At 69.8% G+C, this 26,528-nt stretch carries 22 protein-coding genes and 3 pseudogenes; 17 read left to right on the top strand and 8 right to left on the bottom strand.

What is annotated here, in order from left to right; translation table 11 throughout:
- Positions 1-270: 270 nt before the first annotated feature.
- Entirely contained in the window at positions 271-984 is a 714-nt protein-coding gene (locus tag IMZ11_RS03055) for a nitroreductase family protein (RefSeq protein ID WP_228637372.1), read from the bottom strand.
- Positions 985-1,112: 128 nt separating this feature from the next.
- Here IMZ11_RS03055 and IMZ11_RS03050 point away from each other — a divergent pair, with 128 nt between their 5' ends.
- Positions 1,113-1,661, top strand: a complete 549-nt coding sequence (locus IMZ11_RS03050; protein ID WP_228637371.1) for an Lrp/AsnC family transcriptional regulator — start codon at positions 1,113-1,115, stop codon at positions 1,659-1,661.
- 62 nt (positions 1,662-1,723) lie between these two features.
- On the opposite strand, the gene IMZ11_RS03045 is transcribed toward IMZ11_RS03050, so the two are convergent.
- A complete protein-coding gene (locus tag IMZ11_RS03045; RefSeq protein ID WP_228637370.1) occupies positions 1,724-4,090 on the bottom strand; it encodes a hypothetical protein in 2,367 nt (788 codons plus the stop codon).
- Positions 4,087-5,109, bottom strand: a complete 1,023-nt coding sequence (locus IMZ11_RS03040) for a hypothetical protein (protein WP_228637369.1) — start codon at positions 5,107-5,109, stop codon at positions 4,087-4,089. The genes IMZ11_RS03045 and IMZ11_RS03040 overlap by 4 nt, the downstream gene beginning before the upstream one ends.
- 192 nt (positions 5,110-5,301) lie before the next feature.
- Here IMZ11_RS03040 and IMZ11_RS03035 point away from each other — a divergent pair, with 192 nt between their 5' ends.
- Positions 5,302-6,063, top strand: coding sequence for a transposase (locus IMZ11_RS03035; RefSeq protein WP_228637368.1), 762 nt, complete (start codon positions 5,302-5,304; stop codon positions 6,061-6,063).
- Between the two features lie 40 nt (positions 6,064-6,103).
- Here the strand turns inward: IMZ11_RS03035 and IMZ11_RS03030 are convergent, their stop codons facing one another.
- Complete coding sequence (locus IMZ11_RS03030) at positions 6,104-7,537, bottom strand: hypothetical protein (protein WP_228637367.1); 1,434 nt, start codon at positions 7,535-7,537, stop codon at positions 6,104-6,106.
- A gap of 236 nt (positions 7,538-7,773) precedes the next feature.
- Here IMZ11_RS03030 and IMZ11_RS03025 point away from each other — a divergent pair, with 236 nt between their 5' ends.
- Together IMZ11_RS03025 and IMZ11_RS03020 are read left to right on the top strand one after the other, a co-directional pair.
- On the top strand, positions 7,774-9,189 hold the full coding sequence (locus IMZ11_RS03025) for a DUF4407 domain-containing protein (RefSeq protein ID WP_228637366.1): 1,416 nt from the start codon (positions 7,774-7,776) through the stop codon (positions 9,187-9,189).
- A gap of 9 nt (positions 9,190-9,198) precedes the next feature.
- On the top strand, positions 9,199-10,755 hold the full coding sequence (locus tag IMZ11_RS03020; protein ID WP_228637365.1) for a protein kinase: 1,557 nt from the start codon (positions 9,199-9,201) through the stop codon (positions 10,753-10,755).
- Positions 10,756-10,772: 17 nt separating this feature from the next.
- Here the strand turns inward: IMZ11_RS03020 and IMZ11_RS03015 are convergent, their stop codons facing one another.
- Positions 10,773-11,303 (bottom strand): GNAT family N-acetyltransferase, encoded by a 531-nt coding sequence (locus tag IMZ11_RS03015; RefSeq protein WP_228637364.1) that lies wholly within the window; start codon positions 11,301-11,303, stop codon positions 10,773-10,775.
- Positions 11,304-11,576: 273 nt separating this feature from the next.
- Here IMZ11_RS03015 and IMZ11_RS03010 point away from each other — a divergent pair, with 273 nt between their 5' ends.
- The 7 genes from IMZ11_RS03010 (at position 11,577) to IMZ11_RS02980 (ending at position 18,586) form a co-directional block, all read left to right on the top strand.
- Complete coding sequence (locus IMZ11_RS03010) at positions 11,577-13,160, top strand: TIGR03086 family metal-binding protein (protein ID WP_228637363.1); 1,584 nt, start codon at positions 11,577-11,579, stop codon at positions 13,158-13,160.
- 158 nt (positions 13,161-13,318) lie between these two features.
- Positions 13,319-14,623: a PP2C family protein-serine/threonine phosphatase gene (locus tag IMZ11_RS03005; RefSeq protein WP_228637362.1), complete on the top strand. Its 1,305-nt coding sequence runs from the start codon at positions 13,319-13,321 to the stop codon at positions 14,621-14,623.
- Positions 14,616-15,674, top strand: coding sequence for a B12-binding domain-containing protein (locus IMZ11_RS03000; protein ID WP_228637361.1), 1,059 nt, complete (start codon positions 14,616-14,618; stop codon positions 15,672-15,674). The genes IMZ11_RS03005 and IMZ11_RS03000 overlap by 8 nt, the downstream gene beginning before the upstream one ends.
- Positions 15,675-15,867: 193 nt before the next feature.
- Positions 15,868-16,503 (top strand): hypothetical protein, encoded by a 636-nt coding sequence (locus IMZ11_RS02995; protein WP_228637360.1) that lies wholly within the window; start codon positions 15,868-15,870, stop codon positions 16,501-16,503.
- A gap of 334 nt (positions 16,504-16,837) precedes the next feature.
- Positions 16,838-17,284: an Lsr2 family protein gene (locus tag IMZ11_RS02990; RefSeq protein WP_228637359.1), complete on the top strand. Its 447-nt coding sequence runs from the start codon at positions 16,838-16,840 to the stop codon at positions 17,282-17,284.
- 165 nt (positions 17,285-17,449) lie between these two features.
- A complete protein-coding gene (locus IMZ11_RS02985) occupies positions 17,450-17,992 on the top strand; it encodes a hypothetical protein (protein WP_228637358.1) in 543 nt (180 codons plus the stop codon).
- A gap of 93 nt (positions 17,993-18,085) precedes the next feature.
- Positions 18,086-18,586: a hypothetical protein gene (locus tag IMZ11_RS02980; protein WP_228637357.1), complete on the top strand. Its 501-nt coding sequence runs from the start codon at positions 18,086-18,088 to the stop codon at positions 18,584-18,586.
- A gap of 118 nt (positions 18,587-18,704) precedes the next feature.
- On the opposite strand, the pseudogene IMZ11_RS46610 reads toward IMZ11_RS02980, so the two are convergent.
- A pseudogene (locus IMZ11_RS46610) lies at positions 18,705-18,794 on the bottom strand (IS5/IS1182 family transposase); the annotation flags it as partial.
- Positions 18,761-19,396 (bottom strand): annotated as a pseudogene (locus tag IMZ11_RS02975) (class I SAM-dependent methyltransferase); the annotation flags it as partial. The pseudogenes IMZ11_RS02975 and IMZ11_RS46610, both read right to left, overlap by 34 nt.
- 318 nt (positions 19,397-19,714) lie before the next feature.
- Between IMZ11_RS02975 and IMZ11_RS02970 the strand changes: the two are divergent.
- From IMZ11_RS02970 to IMZ11_RS02960, 3 genes are all read left to right on the top strand, one after another.
- Positions 19,715-20,038, top strand: a complete 324-nt coding sequence (locus IMZ11_RS02970) for a YciI family protein (protein WP_228637355.1) — start codon at positions 19,715-19,717, stop codon at positions 20,036-20,038.
- The gene (locus IMZ11_RS02965; RefSeq protein WP_228637354.1) at positions 20,035-21,276 is read left to right on the top strand and encodes an RNA polymerase sigma factor; all 1,242 of its coding nucleotides are present in this window, start codon (positions 20,035-20,037) and stop codon (positions 21,274-21,276) included. The genes IMZ11_RS02970 and IMZ11_RS02965 overlap by 4 nt, the downstream gene beginning before the upstream one ends.
- Positions 21,277-21,429: 153 nt before the next feature.
- Positions 21,430-21,879, top strand: a complete 450-nt coding sequence (locus IMZ11_RS02960; protein ID WP_228637353.1) for a hypothetical protein — start codon at positions 21,430-21,432, stop codon at positions 21,877-21,879.
- Positions 21,880-21,897: 18 nt separating this feature from the next.
- Here IMZ11_RS02960 and IMZ11_RS02955 read toward each other — a convergent pair whose 3' ends face one another.
- Positions 21,898-22,545, bottom strand: a complete 648-nt coding sequence (locus tag IMZ11_RS02955) for an HAD family hydrolase (RefSeq protein ID WP_228637352.1) — start codon at positions 22,543-22,545, stop codon at positions 21,898-21,900.
- A gap of 698 nt (positions 22,546-23,243) precedes the next feature.
- Between IMZ11_RS02955 and IMZ11_RS02950 the strand changes: the two are divergent.
- The 3 genes and pseudogenes from IMZ11_RS02950 to IMZ11_RS02940 form a co-directional block, all read left to right on the top strand.
- Positions 23,244-24,288 (top strand): annotated as a pseudogene (locus tag IMZ11_RS02950) (IS110 family transposase); the annotation flags it as partial.
- A 697-nt stretch (positions 24,289-24,985) separates the two neighbouring features.
- Positions 24,986-25,570, top strand: a complete 585-nt coding sequence (locus IMZ11_RS02945; protein ID WP_142624656.1) for a hypothetical protein — start codon at positions 24,986-24,988, stop codon at positions 25,568-25,570.
- A 180-nt stretch (positions 25,571-25,750) separates the two neighbouring features.
- On the top strand, positions 25,751-26,236 hold the full coding sequence (locus IMZ11_RS02940; RefSeq protein ID WP_228637351.1) for a transposase: 486 nt from the start codon (positions 25,751-25,753) through the stop codon (positions 26,234-26,236).
- The last annotated feature ends 292 nt before the right edge of the window (positions 26,237-26,528 follow it).

The following is a 26,528-nucleotide window of genomic DNA, read 5'->3' as shown; positions in this document are numbered from 1 at the left end:
GAGTAAGGGGCGGGTGCGCCGCGTGATCGTTCCCGCGGCTGGAGCGTGTCGCCTTCTCCCGGCGGCCGACCGGGCGGTGACGGCTCCGTCGGTCTCATCACGGCAGGTGGGGGATGATGGGGGCGGGTGATGCGAGGTGGATCTTTTAATAAAGTTTCCTAAGAGTTGACGTGATCGTAGCTTTGACACGGACGCCCTACAAGGCCCAAAACGACGGCCGCCCGACGGGATCGGGCGGCCGGGCGGGGAGCCGCGGTGATCGGCGGCCGGTCAGCGACCGGTCGGCGGGTGGGTCGGGCGGGAACGGCGGGAGTCGAACGGCACCAGGGCGTCCGGCTTGCGGACCAGGTCGGGCACCTCGGCGTCGGCGGCCGCGTAACCGACGGGAAACAGGATGTAGGGCCGCTCGTTGGCCGGCCGCGCGCAGATCTCGCTGAGGAACGCCATCGGGTTCGGCGTGTGGGTGAGCGTCGACAGGCCCATCTCGTGCAGCGCGGCGATGAGGAAGCCGCAGGCGATGCCCACGCTCTCGTTGACGTAGTAGTGCTTGACCCGGGTGCCGTCCGGGCGCACGCCGTACTTCTCGGCGAAGCAGACCACCAGCCACGGGGCCACCTCCAGGTAGCCCTTGTCCGCGGTGGTCTCCAGCGGGGCGAGCGCCGCGCGCCATTCGGCGGTGAGCCGGCCGCCCTCGTAGTTCCGCCGTTCCTCGACCTCGGCGGCCTCCCTGATCCGCTTCTTGGTGGTGGCGTCCCCGATCAGCACGAACTTCCACGGCTGCTGGTGCGCGCCGGACGGCGCGGTGTTGGCGGCACGTATCGCGAGTTCCAGGCACTCGCGCGGCACCGGCTCGTCGCTGAAGAAGCGCACGCTCCTGCGCCGGTCGAGATGCTCGTAGAAGGCCCGTCCCCGGGCGATCATCTCCTGCTCGCCGTACCGCTCCGGGCGGTACGGGATGAACGGATGGGCGTGCTCGCGTGCCATCGCAACCTCCACGACTGTCATATATGCAGGCGTAGTGTGATTTGTCGTGACAGAGTGGGCAACAGATGGCCTTATTCGCTGACAGATCGGCAGTATCCGGACCGGCCGGAGCCGTGGAGGTGGGCAGATTGGCAAGAACCGGGCTCGACGCGCTGGACGCGCGGATCCTCCGGCTGCTCCGGGAACGCCCCCGGACCGGCCTGCTCGAGATCGCCCGGCTGCTCGGCGTGGCCAGGGGGACGGTCCAGGCCCGGCTCGACCGGATGGTCGCCGACGGAGTCGTCACCGACTTCGGCCCGAACCTGTCGCCGCGCGCCCTGGGCTACCCCGTGCAGGCGTTCACCACCCTGGAGGTCGAGCAGGCGTCCCGCGCCGACATCTCCGCGGCCCTCACCGCGATCCCCGAGGTTCTGGAAGCGCACATCGTCACCGGGCCCGGCGACGTGTGGTGCCGCATCGCCGGACGCGACAACGAGCACATCCAGCAGGTCATCGACCGCACCCTGACCATCCCCGGCGTACGGCGGAGCAGCACGGTGATCGCCCTGTCCGCCGTCGTCCCGCACCGCGTCCAGCCCCTGGCCGAGTCACAACTCTTCGCGGTACGGGATTCCGCCGGCTCGACCGGCTCGACCGGCTCGACCGGCTCGACCGGCACGCATGGTGACGCGCGGTGACTCAGGGCGAGGCGACCCGCCGCAGGGCGACGGAGCCGATGACCGCCAGGCGTGGGCGCCGCCTACCGGCGCGGCCGGATCCGCGAGGGCACCCGTATCCCGATCAAGAGGGCCAGGAAGCCGACGACGCCCCCGGCGCCGATCAGGCCGAGGGCGAACCAGAACGAGTCCTGCCCCCGGTCGCCTTCCCCTTCCCCCGGACGCGGGGCCGCCTCGGACGGCGGCAGGGCCGAGTCGACCAGGCGGGCGGCCGCCGTCCCCGGAGAGTCGAACTCCGCTGACGCCAGCCCGACGGGGTCGATGGACCGGGCGACCTTGGCCAGCGCGTCGCGGACCGCACAGCCACCGGCCTGATTGCAGAGGACGAGCAGAGAACGGTTCAGCAGGCCGCCGAACGCGTCCAGACGCTGGTAACCGCTGTCGCGGGCAACGTCGCGGGGCACGATGGCGGCCTGCACCGTCCTGCTCCGAAGGGCGCGCAGCGGGTCGGACGCAGGGACGATTTCCAGGCGCAGCCAGGGATAGCGCTGCTTCAGGACCTGCTCCAGCCCCTCCCGGGAGGAGTCCGGCAGCGAGACGCGGACCTCCTTGTCCGGATGCTCGAAAGCCGCTCTCAACTGCTCGGGTCTGACCTGACCGATGTCGTAGACCACGACGTCGCGGCCGGGGACCGTAATGGTGGCGGCCTCGGAGAACCCCTGGGCCGTCAGCGGGTTCGCGGGCCGGACCTGTAACTCTCCCGGAAGCGCGGAATCCGGGCCGGGGTCGTCCACGAGGACCACGGCCGGTTCCCCGGCGGGTGCGCCCTCAGGGGGGTAACGGATGTCGAACCGATACCCCGCGCGCCGGACGACCTCGGCCACCACGTTCGTGGCGAACGCGTCCTCCCGCCGGGAGGGAGCCAGGACGACGATGGTTCCCGGCTCCGTCCCGGCGGTTTCCGCACCGGCGCGGGGATCGCCGCCGGGGGAGCGCAGCAGCGCGACCGTGCCGACGCCGATCAAGGTGATCGCCAGCGTCGCGAACGCCACGGTCACGGTGAGCTTGGCCTGCGAACCCAGGCGGAGCTGGGCCCGTTTCCCGCGGTCGGCCTGTTCCAGCCCGCCCAGCGCGGCCTGCATCGACGGTGGCATGGTGCCCGCGACCGGGCCTTCGGCGGGCGTCCGCCGGTAGGGCGTGGTCGCCGTGGCCCCTGTGGTCGTGTGCGTGATCGGCGGTGGGGTGGGTGAACTCGGGGTGCTCGGGTTGCTCGGGGTCCCGGGCGCCGTGCCGGGTGGGAGCACGGCCGACACGTCGCCGGAGCCCCGGCCCAGCCGCCTCCACAGGCTCCGGCCGGGTACGGTCGGCCGCCGTTTCCGCAGGCTCCGGGTGGGCGCGGCCGCCCCGGCCATCGGGGTGTCTCCCCCTCTTCCCGCCGAAACCGGCTCATGCCCCCTGAAGCCGGGCTCGCCGGAGCCCGGCAAGGCCCTTCCCTGCCCCGTCGCGGAGTCCGCCTCCCCACCGGAGCTCCCCGCCCGCTGCCCCTCCGGGCCTGAACGCTCCGGCTCCCGCCGCACGTCGGTGGCGGACAGCACCTCGGGATAGCCGGAGTGTTCGAGCAGCCGTACGGCGACCGGCCGGTCGGCGGGGCCGAACGACAGTGGATCGGTCAGCCCGGCCAGCCCCCGGAGCATGTCCGCGAGCCTGACCTCGGATCGGGTCAGCAGGTCCAGGCACACCTTCGCCGTGCCGTCCTGTCGGGTGATCTCCGTTCCGTACCCCCACCGCACCTCGTAGGCGTCCTCCGGCGCGTGCCGCGCGAAGGACAACCGGATCCGGTGCCGGGCCGTGCTGCTGGTCCAGGTCGCCGCGGTCAGCCGCGCCCGCATGCCGTACGGCAGGAGCGCGGCGACGGTGTCCAGGAACCGCAGTCGTTCGATCACGGGAACCCCGTCGGCGCCCACCACGCAGACGGGCCGTCCGGTCAGCAGCAGCGCGGCGGCGCACCGCGCGTCCGGCCCCGGGTCGAGGGCCGTGGGATCGAACTCCGGCACGGGTACGGCCAGCGGAGGGGACGGGGTCACCGGCAGGCCCGCGAGGGCGAGGTAGAGCGCCTCGTAGGACACCCGATGGGCGGCCAACTCCTCGTACGGGACATAGAACCAGCGGGTGTAGGCGATCTTGCGGTTGGTCACGTCCCGGTGCCCGGACCACTCCTGGATCGCGAGCACGATGTGGCGGGACACCTGCTCGCGTTCCTTGGTCGCCGCGACCGCGATCGTCACCTGGGGCAGATCCGCCGAGACGCCCGTGGCGTACCTGCTCCTGATCTCCTCGAAGACCTCGGGGCCGAGCCGCTCGTCGCTCCAGGAGAGCAACTCGTAGTCGTCGTGGCCGCCCGGCCGTTTCCCCTCCAGGGCCCACTCGAACCTGATCTCGCGGATCGTCACGTAGCCTCCGTCGCCGGCCTGATCGCGGCGAGCCGCTGCCCCAGCCACAGCATGGGCTCCACCACGTTGATCGGATGAAGCTGCCCCCGGATGCGCGAGTCCTCGTCCGCCTCTCCGGGCAGCATGTTCTGGAAGTCGTCCCAGTCGAACGTCTTGGTGCGCCGGTCGACGTAGAAACCGATCGAGGACGTGGCGAAGAACCTGATCCGATCCGGGTGGAAGAACTGGTCGAGCGCGTTGAGCACCATGTCGGCGTTGCCGCTGGCCGACACCTGGCACAGCTCGTGGAACAACTCCCGGGCGTCCTCGCTGGTCACCCGGGGCAGATGGTACGGATCGTCGATGTCGGTGGTGAGCAGCCGCCGCTTTTCGGCCGTCTCCAGCACCCGGGGGTCGTCGAACTTGGTGACGCACACGGCGATGTGGTGCGGCAGCTTCCCGTCGTCGAACTCGCCGGCGGCGAGCATGCGCTCGGCCAGCCTGGTGAGCGGGGCGTGCATGTGGTCGAAGGCGTCCCCGAAGGTGAACTCCCTGATCGGGTCGAAGAGGAAGACGATGCCCCGGCTCTCCGCGAGGTTGTCCAGCAGCTCGTGCCGGCGGGAGTCTCCCGGGCCGTCCGGAGCGCCCGCGCCGCCGGGGGTTCCGCCCGCCGGGCGCCGCCCCGTGCCGAACAACCCGCCGGGCGCGTCGATCATGTTGATGCCGATCCTGGTTGGCGGCCCCGCCTTGGCCTTCCTGCCCCAGAAACCGGACCGCCGGGCAGGAGGGCCGATCAGCGTCCACTGATAGCGCTCCAGGGCCCTGCTCGCCTCGGGGAACACCTTGCCCCGCGACAGCGCGTTGGTCCTCTCGATCAGGTAGTCCGACGAGGCGGGATCGGACCCGACGATCTTCCAGTCGTCGTTCCTCCGGGTCAGGGCGATGAACAACGCGGCCAGCAGCGTGGTCTTGCCGCTGCCGGGGGCGCCCCACATGGAGATGTTGTGATCGGGGCGCCCCCGGGTCACTTCGGGCTGCATGCGTTCTGCCATCGGGTATCTAGGGCGGATGCCCTGTCCTTCAGGGTGGGGAGGAAGCCCTTCCCGTAGGCCATGTTCTGTCGGTGCCTTTCGCTAGGTTGATCGTCATGTCCCGGTTCCGGCTCCAGCCGACGCCTGCCCAGCAGGCGGCGCTGGCCGAGCACTGCGTGGTCCCGCGCGGTCCCGGAGGGGGTGAAGTCGTTCCGGGTGACCCGTGATCGTGGCAGGCGTTGGCATGTGGCGTTCGCGGCGATCCCCGAGCCGATCCCCGCCCCCGGCACGGGTGACGTGGTCGGGGTGGATCGTGGGATCGCCGTTTCGGCTGCATTGTCGACCGGTGACCTGCTGAACGTCCCAGTCCTGCGCGAGGCCGAGGCCAAGCGGCTGGTGCGGCTTCAACGGAAACTCGCTCGTGCCGCGCGTGGGTCGAACCGGCGGGCGAGGGTCAAGGCGGCGATCGCGAAGCTGAAGGCGCGTGAGACGGACCGGCGTAGGGACTGGGTGGAGAGGACGAGTACCGGTCTGGCGCGTGACTTCGATGTGATCGGCGTCGAAGACCTCAAGATCAAAAATATGACCCGATCGGCGCGCGGCAGCATCGACGCGCCTGAGAGGAACGTCCGGGCCAAGTCCGGGCTCAACCGTGCGATTCTTGCCGCCGGGTGGGGGCAGCTCGTCGAACGGCTGGAGCATAAGGCGCCCGGCAGGGTGGTGAAGGTTGATCCGCGTTACACGTCGCGGACCTGCAACGCATGCGGGCATGTCGCCGGGGAGAGCCGCGAGAGCCAAGCGGTCTTCCGGTGTGTGGCCTGCGGGCATCAGGCCAACGCCGATGTGAACGCGGCCAGGAACATCCGGGATACCGCCGTGGGGCACACGGTGGCTGCGCGGAGAGGCTCCGGGTTGCCGGGGCCGGTGAACCGTGAACCTCAACCTGTCCTCCTGCCAGCGTAGGGATGGGTTGGAATCCCCCTCGTTCACGAAGGGGAGGATGTCAATCCGTCTCGTCGAGCAGGGGGAACGGGAGATGGCCGGGAGAGGGGGCGACCAGGCCGAGCTCGGTGGCCAGCCCGCGCACGTCCACCGCCTCCAGGTGGGCCAGGGCCGCCGCACCCAGCCGGTGCCACGCGGGGTGCGCCTGGTCGGCCGCGTCGTCGCAGATCGCGCCGAGCAGCGTGCCCGGCCGCTGCTCCAGGGCGGCGAGCAGTTTCCGCCAGTCGTGCCGGTGCGGGCAGGGCAGGAGCCTGGACCGGTCGGTGCGGGCCGGATGGGGCGGTCGGCCGCCGACGGTGAGAAGGACGGTGGGGGTCCGATCTCCCCAGTCGAGCCGCCGGACGATCAGGGCGAGCACGTCCTCAAGCTGCGCCGCGTGCGGGTGGTACGGATATCCGCCGGCGACCGCTCCCTGTTCCTCCAGCGCGCCGAGCGCGTCGAGGGCCTCCGCGGCGCCGGACTGCCAGGCCGCGACCCGGACCGGGAACTCCTGCGCCGACCGGTCGTACGAGTGCGCCGCGTAGGCGACGAGGGAGACCCGGAGCAGCCCGCCGAGCTCCCCGGAGGCACAGTTGATCATCTGGCGCGCCCGGCTCAGCCGTTCCGCGACCTGGTCGCCCGTCCCGCAGATCTCCACGGCGCAGACGAGGTCCGCCGGGACCGTCGCGCCCGGCAGCCGGTCCGGGAGGGCGGCGACGAGCCGGCCCCAGTCTCGGGGATCGGGCGACAGCTCCGGCAGGCCGGCGAACCGCACCAGGCCGGGCCGTACCAGCTCGGCGGTCACCTCGTACTGGCCGGGCGGGACCGTGGCGGACTGGACGGACAACAGCCGCGGCTCCGGCCCCTGCCAGGTGACCACGGCGAACGCGGTGCCGTACGCGCCCCCGGGTTCGCAGCGGACGGTGACGCGGGTCCGGGCGCCCGGACGGGTGCCGAGGGGGAACAGCTGCCTGCTGGTCAGCCGCAGCCGATCGGTGCCCGGGACGGCGAGCATGACGACCAGCTCGTACGACCTGGTCAGCGGGTCATCCGCCATGACCTCGCGGACGAGCGCGGCGCTCGGGGCCTCGGCGCGCAGCACCTGGGCGGCGGGATGCGCGGCGCGCAGCCAGTCGAGGGCCTGCTCGGCCTTCGGGTCGTCGGGGGACGTGGCCACGAGGAGCACCTCGGCGGAGGGCGACGGCACGCGGGCCGCGCGCAGCACCGCCTCTCGGGTCCCGGCCGGGTCGGCGTCCCATCCGCGCTCTCCCGCGAGGTCCGTCCAGGTCGCCGACCAGCTCCGGCCACGGGGGCGTCCGTTGTCGTCCCGATGGATCCGGAACGCGGTGACGCCGTCGGCGGCGACCTCCACCAGGGTGAGGTGATCGGTGTCGGCGAGGTTCGCCAGGGCCTGGGCGACGGCCTTCCTGGTCAGATCCCTGTCGGGCTCCGGCACGAGGAGTCCTCCATAGGTATGTCGTATTCGTTACGCTGCGTCCCCGATATCCAGCTTACTTAGCACATATAACGTTATGATGAGTTATGTGGGCAGAGTGGTGACGTGCTTCTTCGGTGAATGCCTATTGGCTATCCGGAAATGCGACATTAGGCGCCTATGATAGCCCGTCCAGGGGGGCCGGCGGCGTTCCGATCGTCGCCGAGACGATGGGACTCCCTTTCCCGAGGAGGAGCATGAGTCGTTTCCTGGGTACGCTGTCCGCGGTTCTGATCGCGCTGTCAGGAGCGCGCCCCGAGGTTCTGCGGACGTGCCCGAGCGAGCGCGGCAAGTTCGAGGGCATCGGAGGCGCCGTCCTCACCACGAGCGTGCTCGCCGTGGTCTCCATGACGTTCGCGCTCAACAGCGCGCTCGGTGTCAACATCGTCCTCGCCGTCGCCACAGCCCTGCTGTGGGGCCTGGCGATCCTGAGCCTCGACCGGTGGCTCGTCTCCACCATCAGGGCGGACGCGCCGAACCGCTGGGCGCTGGCCGCGCCCCGGATCGTCATCGCCGTCGTGCTCGGCCTGGTGATCTCCACTCCGCTGGTGCTGCAGGTTTTCAAGGCCGAGATCGACACCCAGATCGTCGAGATGAAACAGCGGCGTGCCGACGCCTTCGCCGTACAGCAGGAGCAGGGCGCGGTGGGGAAGGGCGTCGACCAGCTCCGCAAGGAGGTGGCCGGTCTGCGGCAGGTGATTTCCTCCGGCGGCGACGTTCCTCTTGACATCGAACAGGACACGAAGATAAAGGCGCTGTCCGCCCAGCGTGCCGATGAGCAGAAGCAGGCGGACAAACATTACAAAGAGTGGCAGTGCCAGCTCTACGGGGGAGCGAACTGCCCCAAAAAGGGCAATGGTCCGCTCGCCCAGGAGAGCGAGCGCGCGTACGAAAAGGACAAGAAGCGCATCGAGCTGCTCGCCCGGCAGATAGAGACCCGAAAGGGCGAGCTGAACGCGACCGGCGAACAGGCCAAGGAGACCCGGCTGGCCGCGGCGAAGGAGGCCCTGCCGAAGGCCCAGAGCCAGCTCGACATCGCGCTCGCGCAGCAGGCCCGGATCCAGCGGTCCTTCGACGAGGACAACCTGGCCACCGACGGGCTGCTCACCCGGCTCCGGGCGCTCAACGAGCTGACCGGCAAGGACCTCACACTCAGCATGGCCCGGCTGCTGCTGTTCGCGTTGTTCCTGCTCATCGAATGCCTTCCGGTCGCGGTCAAGCTCATGCAGCGGCCGGGCGTCTACGAGAAGGCGCTCGCGCTCGCCCAGCGTCAGGAACTGGACGGCGTGCGCGAGGCGTTCGGCGTCCGAGCCGCGCCCCGGCGCGGGTCCGCGGACCCCGGAGGTTCGGGCAGCGTGTGGCGCATCTGGTCGCCACAGGAGGACGAACCGCGACGGCGCACCGCCTCCTTCGAGGAGGAGGGGACGCGTTCGCCCCAGGGGTCGGCCGAAGGACCGAACGGCACCCGCGTCGAGTCGGCCGACCCCGGCCACGAGTACGGGTCGCTGGAGGACGAGGCACTGCGCGGCATGGCGGACACCCGCATCCTGCGGAGACCGGGGCCGGGTGCGGAGCGCTCGGGCGGGATCGAGCTGCTCCCCGACGAGGACTGAGGCCACGGCGTGACGGAACGGATCGTCCACGGCAGATACGAGCTGCTGTCGCGACTCGGCAGGGGCGGCATGGGCACGGTGTGGCTCGCCTGGGACCGGACGCTGCGGCGATCGGTCGCGCTCAAGGAGGTCGTGCTGTCGCCGTACGGCGAGGACGTGGCCGTCCGGCGGGAGAGGGCGCTGCGCGAGGCGCGCGCCGCGGCGCGGATCAGGCACCCGGCGGTCGTCGACATCTACGACGCCTTCCTGGACGACGGGTCGCCCTGGATCGTCATGGCCTATATCGACGGCGCGTCGCTGGACCGCCGGATCGAGAGGCAGATCCTCTCCGAGCGGGAGATCGCCCGAGTCGGCCGCGACGTGCTGGCCGGGCTGGTCGCCGTGCACAGCGCGCAGGTGCTGCACCGGGACGTCAAACCGGCCAACATCGTCCTCGATCCCGAGGACCGGGTCTTCCTGGTCGATTTCGGCATCGCCCGGATCTCCGGCGAGAGCGGCCTCACCTCGCAGAACATGCTGCTCGGAACCGTCGAGTTCATGGCACCGGAACGCGTCGACGGGCACGCGGTGGGCCCGGCGTCCGATCTGTGGTCTCTCGGAGTGACGTTGTTCTGCGCGCTGGAGGGCTATTCGCCCTTCCTCCGGGAGGGCCCGATCGAAACTGTACGGGCGGTCGGCGCGGGGCGTCCCCTGCGCTTCCGGCGACCGGGTCCGCTCGCCGACGCGATCACCGGCCTGCTCGTCACCGATCCCGGCAGGCGGATGGGGGCGGCCGAACTCGGGCGGAGGCTGGACGCGATCCTCGCTCCCGCTCCCCGCACACTGCCGTCACGCACTCCCCCGTCACGCACGCCGCCGTCACGCACGCCGCCGTCACGAAGGGGGGAGGAGGCGACCCCCCGGCGGCCTCGGGACACTCCCCCGCCGGCGCGCGGGCACGACGCGCGCGGCCCCGGTTCCACCCCCGGTTCCACCCCCGGGAACGGCCCCGGGAACGGCCCGGGTATGGCCCGCCCGGAGGCGGAGCGGGACGATCGTCCGCTGCTCGAACGGCCCCGGCAGGAAGCCGCCACCTTGCTCGCCTCCATGGAGCCGAGGGCCGCCGGACAGCTCATGAACGGCATGGTCGGCAGTGTCGGCGGCGTCGGCAGTGGCGGCAGTGTCGGTGTGGACGGCGCTTCGGCTCCGGCGGACGAGGTGCCGGCGGCCGAGGTGCTTGCGCTGCTGCCACCGTCGCGAGCCGGGCGGGTGGTCGACCACATGGCCCCTGACCGGGCGGCCCGACTGGTGCGCGCGATGTCCCCCAGCCGGGGCGCGAGCACGCTGGCCCACACGGACGACCGCGTCGCGGCCGCCGTCCTCGGCGCGATCGGCGTCGTCCCCGCCGCCGTCCGGCTGGTGGAGGCGATGACGCTGCGCCGTGCCTGCCGGGTGCTCGAATACGTGCCGCCCGCCGTCGTCGCCGAACTGCTGTCCGCGACCTCCGACGGCCGCGCCGACCGGATCCTCGGCGGGCTCAGCCGTGCCGTACGCGATGAGATCACCCGCCTGACCGGCGGCGCGTGACCGGGACCTCGCGCCGGTCAGGCGGAATCCGCGGCGAGCGCCATCCGGTAATGGACCTCGGGAAACGAGGTGCCGGAGACATCCATCGTCTGTACGCGTCCCGAAAGGGCGAAGCCGATCCGCTCGTAGAAACGACGAGCCCGGGCGTTGGCCTCGAAGGCCCAGAGCCCGACCTCGCGGTGACCCAGCTCCCTCAGCCGGTCCAGCGAGCGGGTCATGAGCGCGCGTCCGAGACCCGTCGACCAGTGCTCCCTGAGCGCGTAGATCGCATAGATCTCGCAGTCGGGACCCCCATCCCGTACGGGATCCTCCACGGGCCCGAAGGCACTCAGCCCAACGATCTCCGCCCCGGCCTCACCGACGACGACACCGCGCAGCGGATCGGCCATCATCGCCCGCCAATGGGCGACCGCCCCTGGTGTGACCACCAGTGCGTCGAGGTAGGCGTCGGGCAGCAGCCCTCGATACGCCGCCTGCCATGAGGTGTTCTTGACCCGCAGCACTTCCTCGGCGTCGGCGGGCTCGCCACGGCGTACGGAAAAGGTCATGGGTCAAGTATCGGCCCGCGCCCCCAAGCGGATTCCCTGGGAGCCGCGCGGCGACCCACGACCGTTCACCCGCGAGCTGTGCTCCGCGCGGCCCACCAGGAGAGTACGGCGGCCGGCCGAGCAGCATGACTCCGAGCCCGGACCGAAATCGGTCGGCTCGTACGCGCGGCGATGGGGGAGCGGCCACGAACCGGCGGCGGGTTCGCGGGCCCGAATGATCCTGATGTCTCCTGGCTTGACTCTCCCAATATGGGAGACCGCAAGGTGGGGCATGTGAGTGACGACCTACTGAGCATCGGAGAGCTGGCCGAGCGAACCGGCCTGTCGGTGAAGCTGATCCGGCACTGGTCGGACATCGGCGTGGTGCCCCCGGCGGGACGCACTCGGGCCGGCTACCGGCTCTACGAGCCCCAGGCGGTCGCCCGGCTCGAACTGGCGCGGACGTTGCGTGATCTCGGGCTGACCATGGCCGCGATCCGCGAGGTCGTCACCCGGGAGCGCGGGCTGCCCGAGGTGGCGGCGGTTCACGCGGACGCGCTGGAGGCGCAGATCCGCATGCTACGGCTGCGACAGGCGGTGCTGCGCTCCGTCTCCCGGCAACGATCGACACCTGAGGAACTCACCGTCATGACCCGACTGGCACGGCTTTCCGCCGCGGAACGCAACACGATCGTCCACGACTTCGTGTCGGACGCGCTCGGCGACCTCGACGCCTCCGCGTACAGGGACGGGCTGCTCGCGGCCCTGCCCGACCCACCGCGCGAGCCCACCGCCGAGCAGGTCGAGGCGTGGCTGGAGCTGGTTGCGCTCATCCGCGATCCGGCCCTGCGCGCCGCGATCCGTCGTACGGCCGAGTACGCCGCCGAGCATGCCGTACTCGAGCACAGCGACGAGGATCTGCTGGAGGCGCGGCGACTCACCGACCTGTGGGTCGCCCGCGTCAACGCCGCGATCGCGGAAGGTACGGCCGCCGACTCGCCGGCGGCCGAACCCGTCGTGGCCGAGATCGTCGCGGCCTGGCTGCCCGCCCAGGTCCGAGCCGGTTTCCGCTCGGACGGCGACGGCGACGGCGACGGCGCGGCGGCCCGGCGCCGCCTTCTCGAGCAGCTCGAGGTCGCCGCGGACACCCGTCTCGAAAGGTACTGGCAGCTGATGTGCGTCATCAACGGCAGTCCGGTGCGCCCCAGCATGGCCGCCGCGGGGGAGTGGCTGGTGACCGCGCTCCGCGCCAATCCCGAGCCGGGCGCGCGGGCCGCCCGCATCAGCGAGATGCTCGGGCAGGACGCCGACGTCGACGCCGCGTACAAGCTGGAGGGATGCGCCCGCGTGTTGGCCGAGGTGGAGGCTCTCGTCGCGGCCGTGCCGTGCGATCGGCTCGGCGACCCGACCCCGTGCGCCGGATGGGATGTGCGTGCGCTGCTCGACCATCTCGTCTGGGAGAACCTGCTCTGGACCGGCCTGGCCGAGGGGGAGCCCCGCTCCGACTTCGCCGCCGACCATCTCGGCGACGACCACGTGGCCGCGTTCCGCACGGCGGCCCGCGCCACGCTCGCCGCGTTCCGTCGTCCGGGAATGCTTCAGCGGCAGTACGGCCCGGCCCCCGGCTGGCGCCTGGTCGAACAGGTCACCATCGAGATGCTGGTTCACGGCTGGGACCTGGCCACGGCGATCGGCGGGTCGACCGACCTCGCTCCCGAGGTGGCGGAGGCGACCATGCCCGTCGTGCAGGAGATCTACGGCGACCTGCCGCGTACTCCGGGTGGCTCGTTCGGCCCGGTACGACCGGTCCCCGATGACGCGACGGCCGCCGACCGCCTCGCCGCCTTCTTGGGCCGTCCCAGCGAGCGGTCCGCCTGACGGATTCCCGCTGGGACTGAACTGCGGTTTTCAACTGTCTTTCCGGCACTCACCTCTGGTCGGGCAAGTCTCGACAAACTATGTCCATTTCCGTAATAGCCGACAAAAGGCGGCGGGTAGCGTTGGTGGACGCCATGACGCCATGTGGGGGGCTGGTGATGGCAGAAGCACAGGTCGAGCCGTGCCGTACCGAATTCCTGGTGGAGATCGGTTCCCGGCTGTCGGCCTCGCTCAACACCCGCCGGTGCGCTCATGCCACGGCGGAGATCGCCACGTCGTTCCTCGCCGATGCCGCAACCGTGGTGCTGTCGCCCGGCGACAGCCGGCAGGCGAGGTGGCTGCGCGCCGTCGCCGGGCAAGCCGCGCCGGAGGAGGGCGAGGTCCCGGTCACGGTCGCCGCCGGGGTGCCCTGTCTCGGGGAGGTGCTGGCCGGCCTGCCGGGGGGCGTCCGCCGGCTGGACCCGGGCGACGCGCCCGCGTGGCTGCTGCCCGGCAAGATCGGCTCGGCTCACCACCTGCTGGTGGTGACGTTGCCGGGGAACACGATGCCCGTCGGAGCGCTGGTGCTCGTTCGCCGTGCGGAGGGCCCCGCCTTCGACGCGGATGCGGAGATGCTGGCCCGCACCCTCGCGATACGTGCGGGCGCCGCCCTCTCCGCCGCCCTGCTGTACGAGGAGCAGAGCGGGATCAACGCGATCTTGACCGCTGACCTGCTGCCGCCGCCCCTGCCGAAGCTGGAGGGGATGGACCTGGCCGGATCGCTGCGCGCGTCGCAGCAGGCCGGCCAGATCGGGGGAGACTTCTACGATGTCTGCCTGCCTGATCGGGGAGACGGACCGGAGCGCGGGGCGCTGCTGGTTCTGGGTGACGTGTGCGGCAAGGGCGCGCAGGCCGCGGTGCTCGCCGGCCGGGTGCGCCACTGCCTGCGCGCGCTGTCGCTGCTGGAGAGCCGCCCGGAGCGGCTGGCAGACCTGCTCAACCGGTCCCTGCTGGGCTCTCCCGCTCCGTCCTCTCTCGTGACGCTGGTCCTGGGCGCGCTGCACCGCGCCGCCTCAGGGCATGTGCGCATCGACCTGGCGGTGGCCGGGCACCCGCCGCCGCTGATCCTGCGCCGGGACGGCACCGTGGAGGAGGTCGCCTCCACAGGCTCCCTGCTCGGCGCGCTGGAGGAGACCGGCGTGCGCCCGGTCGCGGTCGAGCTCGCGCCCGGCGAGGTGTGCCTGCTCTACAGCGATGGCATCACCGAGGCGTTCGGCGGTCCCGTCGCCCGGGAGATGTACGGCGACCACCGGCTGAAGGACGCCCTCGCCACCTGCGCGGGGATGCCGGCCTCTGCTCTGGTGGAGCGGCTGGAGCAGCTCAGCACCGACTGGCTGGCCGGCGGCCACCAGGACGACCGGGCGCTCCTGGCCATCCGGGCCGCCGCCGCACCCTCCCACGAGGGAGTCCGATCCCATGAGTGACCTGACCGTGGGTCGCGACCTGAACCTCGCCTCGGAGCTGTACCTGGAACGGATCGGCGAGGCCGACGAGCAGGGCGCCGTGGACCTGGTCCTCGGCCTGCTTGACGACGGTGTCCCCGCTGGCGGCCTGCTGCTGCGGTTGATCGCCCCCGCTCAGCGCCGGGTCGGCGAGCTGTGGGCGGCCGACGAGTGGTCGGTCGCCAGGGAGCACGCGGCCACCGCGGTCAGCGAGGCGGTCGTGAGCGCCGTCGCCAGGCGGGCGCGACCCCGGCGTCCTGCCCGTGGCCGCGTCACGGTGGCCTGCGCCGAGGGCGAATACCACGCGCTGCCCGCCCGGCTTCTGTCCGAGGTGCTGCGCCTGCGCGGGTGGCGGGTCGACTTCCTCGGTGCCAGCGTGCCCGGACCGCATCTGATCACCTACGTGCACCAGACCGGTCCCGACCTGGTTGCCCTGAGCTGTACGCTGCCCACCCGCCTGCCCCGCGCGCACGCGGTACTCACCGCCTGCCGGTCCGCCGGGGTTCCGGTACTGGCCGGTGGGGCCGGCTTCGGATCCGACGGGCGCTTCGCTCGGCTGCTGGGGGCCGACGGGTGGGCGCCCGCCGCGGACGTGGCGGCCGAGGTCATCGAGGCCGGCCGGCTGCCCTCCTTTCCCACCCCGCCGGACTCCCCGGCCCACGTAGCCGACGAGGAGTGTGCCGAGGTACTCCGGCGGCGCCCCGAGCTGCTGGCCGGCGTGCTGGAGGCCCTCGTCTGTGGCCACTCGTCGATATCCGCCCACGATGACCGGCAGAGGGAGAACACCGCCGAGAACCTGGGCCACATCGCCGACTTCCTCTGCGCCGCGCTCTACGTCGATGACATGGCGATATTCAGTGATTTCATCGCCTGGATCTGTGCCGTGTCGCGTGCGCGCGGGGTGCCGCCCGAGTCCGTCGTGACCGGGCTGCGGATCCTGAGTGACCGCTTGCGTGACCTGCCTCGTGCCCGCCACTTCCTGACGGAGGGGATCAGGGCGGCCCAGACCGCCGCCGCGAACGGCCCCCGCTGAGTAACTGTCGCGGACGTGCGGCCCCGGCCGGCACAGGGACGCCGGTACGACGCCGTGGGCGTCCCTGGACGCGTGTTCCCCGGGTCGTCACCCAAGGCGGGGCAGCGCTCGCCTCCTCGGCGCAGATTCTTCTGGATCACCGGTATATGCGATAGAAGATCATTCGCACCTACTGTCTCTTCGCGAGGTATACGTGAAGCAACTCCTTCGAGTGGTCGCGGTCCAGGTCTTCGCCGCCACCCTCGTTCTCACCGCCGTCTCCGGCCCCGCCCGTGCCGAGACGACCGACACCGATGCCGCGATCGCCCTCGAATGGCAGACCGCGTGGGACACCCACACGTTCTACGACACGACGCCACCCGCTCCGGGCTCGGGGCGCAGCAGGGTCACGCGCAGCATCTCCATCGACATCGACGCCCCCGCCAAGCGCGTCTTCACCGCGTATTCGAACATCAACAACCACATCGGCAAGAACCCGTTCCTGAAGCGGGTCGTCACGCACAAGGACTGGTGCCGGGACGACACGCGCTACATCAACCTCACCGCGATCGAGGAGATCCCGTACGAGGGCACGGTCGTCGTCAGCAAGACGCACGCGCAGCAGCGCCTTCACGAGGATGACCTCTACTACGAGACGGACACCTGGTCGCTGCCCGACGTCGTCACGCACCAGAAGATCGTCTTCATCCGTCTGAGCGGCGGGAAGACCCGGGTCACGGAGCGTCTCACCTTCGACGCGGACGCCACGCTGATCGATTTCGTCGCCACGAACGGCGTCGCCTCCCACCAGCAGACGCAGGCGGCCCTCAAGCAGGCGATCGAGAGCTGATTCACGCCGGATCGAGGCTGGTCGCCTGGACGACGTGAGAGCGGGCATGGTCGGCGTCGTGAGCACGCATGATCATGCCCGTTCGCGTCTCCACCGGCACCGGCACCGGCACCGGAGTCGCCGACCACATTCCGGTTCCGGCTGACCGCCGGATCAACGACCTGTCCCCGGCCCCTCGCGGCCCGCTCCGCCGCCAGGTCCTACCGGTGATTCGCGCTCGGAGGGGGCACCGCGCCATGACGCGAGGGCGGATCAATAACATGATCGTCCGGCCAACCACCAGTAGGATGCCACGGTTCCAGACAGACGAGATCCACCCGGGAAAGGGCTGCACGTGGCGCAGAAGGTAATACTGGTTGACGACCTCGACCACTCCGAGGGCGATGACGTGGCGAGACGGGAGTTCCCGCTGCTGAACCGGACCTTCGCCATCGACCTGTCCGACGCCAACCAGAAGCGGCTGAGCGACGCTCTCGAGTTCATCGAAGAGGTCCTGGAGAGCTCGCGCGAGGTGAAGCAGGCGTCGCGGTCGAAGAAGGTCGCCGACACCTCCCCCCGGTTGCGGGGCTACACCGCCACTGACGTTCGCGAATGGGCGCGAGAGCAAGGGCTGGATGTCCCCCTCAGGGGGAAGGTCGCCGACGAGGTCATCGAGCAGTTCATCGCGGCGCATCCGGACGCGGCCCCGGCGGAGTCCGCCGCAGAGGCGGACGCCGACGGCGGAGAGGTAGAGGCCGGCGGAGAAGCTGAGGCCGGCACGGAGGCGAAGGCCGACGCCTGAGCCGAGGGGGCCGGCTCGAAAAGCCGGCCCCACACCGCCCGAACAGCAACCCACATCGCCGGAACAGCACGGCGAGGACGGACGACAGGGTCGTTCTGAAAAGCCGCTCCGGCTTCGGATCGGATCACCCCGTGTACGCGATGCCGTTGTGGTGAAATATGCCGAATGGAGCGGGTGCGGCAGTTGGTGGGCGAGATGTTGCTCTACTGTTTCGTGCTCGCCCTGCTCACCGGCGGCTTCCTGGCGTTCTTCTACACGCCGAGCGGCGAGGTGGTCGCCTACGACGGCGGTTACGAACCACTGCACGGTGTCCCGATGAGCGCCGCCTACGAGTCGATCCTGGAGATCAACTTTGAGGCGCGCGGCGGCCTGCTCCTGCGGCGACTGCACCACGGCCTCTCGGTTTTGCTCGTCCTGGGGACCGTCGTCTGGGCGCTGCTCGGCCGGTTCCGGTACGCGATCGTGGTGCTGGGCCTGGGCGTGCTCGGCGTGCTCGCCGGCTACGGTTCCGCCGACGACCTGCTGTCCGGGACGGTCCTCGGAAAGCTGCCCGTTCCCTGGTGGTACGGCCTGCACCTGTTGGCGGCGTCGGCCATGGGAGCCCTGCTGGTGATCTCCTCGCGGAGGGAGGCCGCCCAGCACCCCAGAACGCTCCGCTTCGTGGCGCTGAGCCTCGGCCTCACCGTTCTCGCGATCTACTGGCTCTGACCCGCCATCAGTCCGCGACGAGGCCGACCCCCGACCGGCCGAGCTGCCCTCAGCGTCGCCTTCCACCAAGGCGGTGTCCCGTACGATCCGCTGGTGATCGAGAAGGTCGGACGAGAGCGGGTCGGCCGCCGGGCGTGGCCGTGGGTGGTCCTGGCGGTGCTCGCCTCTGCGGTGCCGTTCGTGCTGATGGGCATGACTGCGAGCGGCGGCATCGACTACCTGCCGATCGTGTTCTTCGCCGCGCGATTCAGCAGCTTCTACGCGCGAATCCAGTTCCCCGTCGATGCCCTCGTGGCGGGTGGCCTGCCGCTGCTCGTCCTGGCCGCGGCTGCCGCCGCCCGGGAGTGGCGATCGATGGGGAGGGGCGTCGCCGCGCTCCTCGGCATCCTGGCCGTGGTCAACATGGTGCTCTTCCTGGAGTACCAGGCCAGGCCATACACGCCGGCCGACGTCAGCGCGGGTAGCCAGCCGGAGTTCCACACGGGCGTCGGCGCGTCAGGTGTGCCACCGCTGCTGGCAGCCATCGCTTGCACCGTCGCCGCCGTAGCCCTGTCGGTGGGCGCCCAGCGCATGCGGGCGAACCGCCACCGCTGAGTTACGGCCGACAGCCGGCACCTGGTACGTGACCTCCTTCGTCTTCAGAGGGAGGTCGGAACGCGTTGATGCGCGTCATCCTCGCCTCCGCGCTCGTCTGCACGGCTCATGGCGCACGATCGGCCAGCAGGTGCACGTTCATTCCATGCTGCTTGCGTTTGCCGCTGTAGTACGGCCGCAGCGCATCAGCAAGTGGCCGCGGCGGAATCGTTCATCCTCCAAAGGTTCGCGCAACATCCGCGCCACCTCGACGAACTCTTCCTCGCGGGCCAGGTCGGCCAAGTCGTCGATCGGCCACCGGTAGGCAGGCGTGACCTTATGGTCGAACTGCAGCACCGGACCGCCCTCGGATTCGAAGAAACCGAGCAGGAGGTAACCACCCGGGGCCAGCACCCGGCGGAACTCGGCAAGGTACGGCGGCAGCTCCGGTGGTGGGATGTGGATGACGGAGTACCAGGAGAGCAGACCGCCCAACTCGCCGTCGGCCACGTCGAAGGCGCCCATCGAACCGACCTCGAAACGCAGGTCAGGATGGTCTTTGCGGGCGATGTCGATCAGTGCGGGAGACAGGTCGACGCCGAAGGCGTCCAGTCCGAGGTTACGCAGGTGTGCCGTCATGTGCCCGGGACCGCAGCCGGCCTCGGCGACGGGCCGGGGACCGGCGGCCCGTACGAGTTCGGCGAACACGGCGAGTATCGCGCGATCCAGCGGCAGGCGGTCGAGCGAGTCTCGGGCGAGGTCGGCGTAGAGGTCGGCGACGGCGTCGTAGGCGTCCGCCGTCGCGGTCAGATAGGGGGAGGATTCGGCCACGGCGGACGACTGTAGTTCATCGGCCGGCAGAAATCGTCGATCATCGACCGGTCGGCGCGTCCGTTCCGTTCCGGTCGGCTGACCGCGACCTCAACGAACTGACCCTGCTGTCAAAGCTCGAAGACGGTGCGCTCGAACGATGAACTGAAGGTTGACACACTCCTGAGCGACCTACCCGCGTGGAAGGGAACCTGGCGAGAATCCGAGAAGGTCCTCGAAAGAAATCCGGAGGGGTGTCGGATCGGGGCAGAGGTGTTCGTAGCAGGGGTGTGAGGCCCGCCCACGAGGGGCGCCCCGAACCACAGGAGATGTTCCGAGATGCAGTACCTGGTTTCCGTGATCGTCGACACCGCCAGCCTTGCCACGCCGGACGAGATGGCGGCCATCGACGCGTTCAACGACCGGCTCGAGGCGGAGGGTCACTGGGTCTTCGCGGGTGGCCTCGCCGCGCCCAGCTCGGCCACCGTCATCGACAACCGAGGCGAGGAGGCGATGTTCACCGACGGGCCCTTCCTGGAGTCGAAGGAGTATCTCGCCGGCTTCTGGATCATCGAGGCCGCCGACCTCGACGTGGCGCTCAAGCTCGCCGCCGAGGGGTCGAAGCACTGCAATCGGAAGGTTGAGGTGCGGCCGTTCCTGTGAGCGTGGTCGACGTCCGAGGGGCGATCACCCAGGCACACCACGAGGAGTGGGCCCGGGTGGTCGCCTCCCTGACCAGGCGTTTCGGTGACCTCGACATCGCCGAGGAGGCAGCGGCCGAGGCGTTCGCGGCCGCCGTCGAGCGGTGGCCGGCCGACGGCGTACCCCCCAACCCCGGCGCCTGGCTGACCACCACCGCCAACCGCAAGGCCATCGACCGGATCCGGCGCGAGAACAAGCGCGGTGACAAGCAGATGGGGGCTCACCTGTTGTACGACGCCGACCCGCCCGAGCCTGTCGGCGCCATCGAAGACGAGCGGCTCCGGCTGATCTTCACCTGCTGTCATCCGGCGCTCGCGATAGAGACCCGCGTGGCGCTGACGCTGCGCATGGTCGCCGGTCTGACCGTGCCCGAGATCGCCCGGGCCTTCCTGGTGCGGGAGACCGCCATGGAGCGGCGGATCACCCGCGCGAAGGCCAAGATCAAGGCGGCTCGTATCCCTTATCGGGTGCCGTCCGCGGAGGATCTCCCGGCACGCGTGTCCGGCGTACTCGCTGTCCTCTTCCTCGTCTTCAACGAGGGCTACCTGGCGACCGGCCCCGGCACCGATCCCGTACGTCACGACCTGACCGCCGAGGCGATCCGGCTCACTCGCCTGATCCGTGCCCGCATGCCGGAGAACGGTGAGGTGGCCGGGCTGCTGGCGCTGATGCTCCTCACCGAGGCTCGCCGCACCGCCCGGGTTTCGGCGAGCGGAGAGCTGGTCGCCCTCGACGAGCAGGACCGTGGGACCTGGGACGCGGCGCTGATCGCCGAGGGTCACCGGCTGGTGCGCGAGCGCCTAGCTGCTGCCGCCGCCGGGGTGGCTCCGGGTCGCTACCAGATCCTCGCAGCGATCAGCGCCGTGCACACCTCCGCCCGCGACGTCCGGAGCACCGACTGGTCGCAGGTCGTCGCCCTCTACGACCAACTCGTCCGCCTCGACGCCTCGCCGATCACCGCGCTCAACCGGGCCGTCGCGTTGGCTGAGCTTGACGGCCCGGAGGTGGCACTGGCGGCCATCGACCGTCTTGAGGACACGTTGACCGGCTATCACGCCTACCATGCGACCCGCGCCGACCTGTTGCGCCGGCTGGGCCGCAGTCAGAAGTCGCGTGCGGCGTACGACAAGGCCATCGAGCTGGCCGGCAACACCGCCGAGATCGCCTATCTGACACGCCGCCGCGACCAGCTGGGGTAGCGCCCGCGAAGAGCAGGAGACCTGGCTACCGCCGGGGCTTTTCGCCTGTCACGATGCCCCGGAAGTCCTTTTTACCAAGCCGGGGTCCCGTACGATTCGCTGGTGATCGAGGAGGTAGGGCGGAAGCGGGTCGGTCGCCGGGCGTGGCCGTGGATGATCCTTGCGGTGCTCGCCTCGGGGGTGCCGTTCGTGTTGATGGTGATGACCGAGAGCGGCGGCATCGATTACCTGCCGATCGTTTCCTTCGCCTGGCGCTTCATCGGTGCCGACGCGCGATTCCTGTTCCCCTTGGATGTCTTCCTGGCGGGCGGTCTGCCGTTGCTCGTCCTGGTCGCGGCCGGCACCTCCTGGCAGTGGTGGCCGGTGGGGATGGCGGGCGCCACGCTCCTCGGCGTCCTGGCTGTGGTCAATCTGGTGCTCTTCGTGGAGTACCGCCCTCGGCCATTCACCCCGGCCGACATCAGCGCGGGTAGCCAGCCGGATTTCCGTACGGGCTTCGGCGGTTCAGGGATGCCGCCGCTGCTGGCGGCCATCGCCTGCGTTGTCGGCGCCGTAGCCCTGACCGTGGTCTCCCGGCGCCTGCGGGTGAGCCGCCACCGATGAGGCGGTCGACACCCGCGCCTACGATCTACTGCCATATTCGTGGAGCAGCGCGATGGCCTGCATGACGTCGGATACCGCGTGGTCGGCCGGGTGCTCCTCGCCGGGCCGAACCGTGTGACCGATCCACACAGTACGCAAACCCGCCCTACGGCCTCCTTCGACGTCGGCGGCGAGGGTGTCACCCACCATCCATCCTCCTTCGGCCAGCCTCATCCCGCACCGCTGCGCGGCGATGTCGAACAGCCCGACGTCGGGTTTGCGGATGCCCTCGACGCCTGACACCGCATAGCCGTCGACCGCGTCCGCGAGTCCGGTCCGTTGGAGTTTGGCGATCTGGTTGTCCGGCGTGCCGTTCGTGATGATCCCCACTCGCCATCCGGCAGCGCGAAGCTCAGACAGGCCGGTCGTCACCTCGGCGCGACACTTGACGAGACGCGGCATCCGCCGGCGATAGGCGGCCCACAGGCTCGCCGCGGGGGTGGACAGCTTGAACCTCTCGCGCACTTTGGCGAAGAACAGCTCACGGTGGGGGAGGCCGTCGCGGTTCAGCTTGATCAGGTGATCAACGCCTTTGCGGCCAAGCCGGTGTTCCTCGGCGAACTCTTCGGCCCACAACGCGAACGCGGCATCCAAGTCGATGAGCGTCCCATCAAGGTCGAAAAGCACAAGACGTTGCACGGCGCCACTCTAGAAGTGATCGTCTTGGCCGTACATCTGATGGGAGCGCCCGGTGATGACGCGGCGAGCACCTGCCTGCGAAGTGCGGCGACGTCGTCATGAATGGTTCGCGTACGGTTCGCGATCATTGGCCTACGGCTGCCTGGCGCTGCTTTCCGCTGCCTCTGCCTCGCGGTCTGATCTTGTCGACAAGCGCAGGCCGGACGGTGAATGGCAAGATCAAAGAAGTGCCCCCGGCAGGATTCGAACCTAATGACTTCCCAAGCCCCCTCAGCAGACGCCTGAGGGCAGGCCCACTCACTCTGCTGATGTCTCGATTCGAACAGGGGCGCTGACTCCCGAACGCAGGCCGTACGCAGCAGGGTGGGGCATCGGGCGGGTGGTGGTGGGCCGGAGCCGAGTGAACGCCTGTGGAGATACCGGACCTGGAGTCCTCTGCTAAGGCCGTGCGGCTCGGCTCCGCCCCACCATCACCCGCCTGGACCCGGTTCCACCAAGATCTGCCGTGAGCCAGTCACAGGAGCCACCGCCCACTCATACCGGGGCCGCCGAGCCCTCACGCAGTGCGCGGGCCTGTGGCCAGCTGGGGCCACGAACTGCTGATCGGATGTCGAGCCGTCGAGCTCTCTCATTGGGGCGCGGTGTTCTCCTGCATGGCTCACCAGGGCAAACACTATGAAGGAGAGATGTTGACGACGGTCACATGCGGGATCGACTGGGCGGAAAAGCATCATGACGTCGCCCTGGTCGACGAGACCGGCAAGCTGGTCGCCAAGCGCCGCTAGCGACGACGTCGACGGCTGGCGAGCACTGATCGAGCTGCTTGCCGAGCACGGCGACCGCCCCGAAACCCCGATCCCCGTCGCGATCGAGACCAGCCGCGGCCTGCTCGTGTCGTGCCTGCGCGCCACCGGCCGCAAGGTCTACGCGATCAACCCGCTGGCCGTCGCCCGCTACCGCGAACGCCACACCGTCGCCCGGTCGAAGTCCGACCACGCCGACGCCTTCACCCTGGCCAACATCCTGCGTGTCGACGCCGACCACCACCGGCCGCTGCCTGACGACTCCGAGCTGGTGCAGGCGATCGCCGTGCTGGCGCGGGCTCAGCAGGACGCTGTCTGGAGCCGCCAGCAGCTGGCCAACCAGCTGCGCTCCCTGCTGCGCGAGTACTTCCCGGCCGCGCTGAAGGCCTTCCAGGTCAAGAACATCGGCCTGACCTCCCGGGAAGCCCGCGCCGTCTTGCAGGTTGCTCCCACACCGGCCGCAGCCACCAAGCTCACCAGCCGCCACCTGCAGGCGCTCCTGCGCGCCTCCGGCCGACAGCGCAACATCGAGGCGTGGGCCGACAAGCTCCAGGCACACTTTCGCGAACAGCAGCTTCGCCAGCTTCCGCTCGCCGAGGAAGCCCTCGGCTGCCAGGCTCAGGCCCTCCTGCTGCAACTGGACGCGGCTAGCCGCGCCGCTGACGAGCTCGCCGAGGCCGCCAGCGAGGTCTTCACCCAGCACCCGGACGCCGCCATCATCACCAGCTTCCCGGGCCTGGCCGACCTCACTGGCGCCCGTGTGCTCGCCGAGATCGGCGACGACCGCACCCGCTTCGCCGACGCCCGCGCGCTCAAGGCCTACGCCGGATCGGCACCGATCATCCGCGCCTCCGGCAAGAGCCTGGTCGTCCACCACCGCAAGGTGAAGAACCAACGCCTGGCCGCCGCCGACTACGTCTGGGCCTTCTAGTCCGCCCCGCACACGCGGGGGTTGAACCAAGGGCCCTCTCAACGACGGCTGAATCCTGGTGTCCGGCCGTCCCCGCTCACCGGGCGAGGTGGATGACGTTCCAGAAGACGGGGGCAGGACGACGCGCAGCGGGTCGGTGTCGACGTCGGGGTTAACGCGCGGGATGACGTGGTCGGGATTGCTGAGCTTGGTGGCCCGAACGACGACTCATCGAACCCCGCCAGCCAGGTCTGCAGATCCTCAGCGGTCACCGACGCTGACACGGCGAAGGTCACACACTGACGATCATTCGTTGTGAACGTCGCGTTCGGTTCGGGCCGCCTGAACAGCGGATCGGCAATCCGCGCGGTCAACGCTGCGAGTTCGGCACCCCAGGACACGACGAGATCGTGGGTGAGGCATAAGGTCACTCGCAGACCATCACCCATCACCCCGCAGTCACGCAGGCAATTGGGTAACGAACTACAGATGTAGTCCCGGGATATCGCATATCTCCGCGCAAATCAGGCGGCCCTCGTCGCAGCTGTACAACGATTGGTGGCGACGCCGGTTTTGCGCTGTCGGATGGTCGAACGCAAGCGTCCTGCAAGCCGAACTCAACCACTCCCACTGACTCTTGATCAGCCGTGGCTGACAAGGCCATTCTGAACCGTACGGCTGGGACGATGGACAACCAACGCAAGAGGTAGCGGGCGTGAGCGATTACTTGCAGGTGCAGGGCTACGGGGGACACACACTGGTAGCTTCCGGGAACACGATGACCATCGATGGCAAGGACACCTACGACCTCACGGCCGTCAAAGCGGTGGCCTACCAGGTCGTACGGAATCACCTCAACGGTGCTTACCAGGGAACCGACTTCAAGATCCAACTAAAACAGGACAAGCGCACCCGCATATTCTTTTTGACCACCAACCATCGAGACGAGAACATCGACCAGTACCGCACGTGGTGGCTCCAGCTTGTCGAGCGCATCGAAGCCATCGCGGTCCCCCGATTGGTGGACGAGGTCGTGGCCGCCGTGCGGGCCGGTCAGACGGTGCCGATTGGACCCGCCGGCGCCAGGGTCGTGCTGAGCCTTGAGGGCGTGAAGAAAGGCGGCCTATTCAGCAAGCCGGTGCCATGGAGCCAGGTGACAGGCACCACCCGCGACGGCCGCACGGTAGATGTTCTGGGCAGCAAGGCGCCAGGCGGCGCACCGGTAGTCATCGGCCAGGTTCTAACGTCGGAATGGAACAGTCCCGTTCTGCCGTACGTGGTCAGCCATCTGAAGGGCTGACCAGCTCAGGACCGGGGAGCTGTACCTTGGTTTGCCGGCTCTTCGATCTTGACGGGGAAATGCGTGGGCGTGGCCTGACAAGCAGAAGCCCGTGACCCCACAACACTGGCTGTTGATCACGACAGTTTCAGTGGATGGGGGCCACGGGCTGTGGACGACAGTACTTCGATCCTGTTCGGCATGCCGGAAATCACGGTCGTCAAGGTGGAACGCGTCGCCGAACCAGGGATCGGATCGGGACGGCTAGTGCATATCGAACGCCTGTCGGATCGTAGTTTCGTGCGGATGTGGAACGACCTGATCGACCATGAGCCGACCGGGCAGATCCTCACTGCCTGGATCGCCAAGGAAGAGCTCCGCTCGCTACTGGCCTGCGCGCGTCAGCAGGCTCCGCGCTCGGTGATCTCCCACCGGCTGTTCCGGTTCTACTCCTGGTGCGCGAACGCCGACATTCCCGAGTTGGCCAGGCTCGCTGAGACTATCTGCGAGTGGTGGAATGAGACGCTCGCGTTCATCACCACGGGCGTCACCAACGCCCGTACCGAAGGAACGAACCGGCTGATCAAGGACGCCGCCCGTGTGGCGTTCGGCTTCCGCAACCTCGATAACCAGCGCCGCCGCGTACGGTTGGCGTGCACACACAACGTGATCAAACCAGCAGCATGAGGGCGAGCACCCCCCTCAAAGTCGAAGAGCCGGTTTGCGACGGCGCAGGCTTATGCAGGCACAAGTCCGGGGCACCAGGACATCGAAAGGCCCGGCCTCTCGGTCGGCCATTCGTCAGGCGAAAGTGAAGACGATCTTGCCACCGGTGTCGCCGGTCGCCGCGGCGGCGTGCGCCTTGGCCGCGTCGGCCGGCGGGCGTCTGGCAGCAGGCCCGCCGGGTGGCCTTCACGGTGGAGCAGGCGGTCTCACCGCTGGCGGCGCGGCCGTACGACCTGCGGCATGCCGCCGTCTC

It is taken from the genome of Microtetraspora sp. AC03309 (assembly GCF_020826795.1).
GTDB lineage: Bacteria > Actinomycetota > Actinomycetes > Streptosporangiales > Streptosporangiaceae > Microtetraspora > Microtetraspora glauca.
This window is presented reverse-complemented; position numbering and strand designations above follow the sequence as displayed.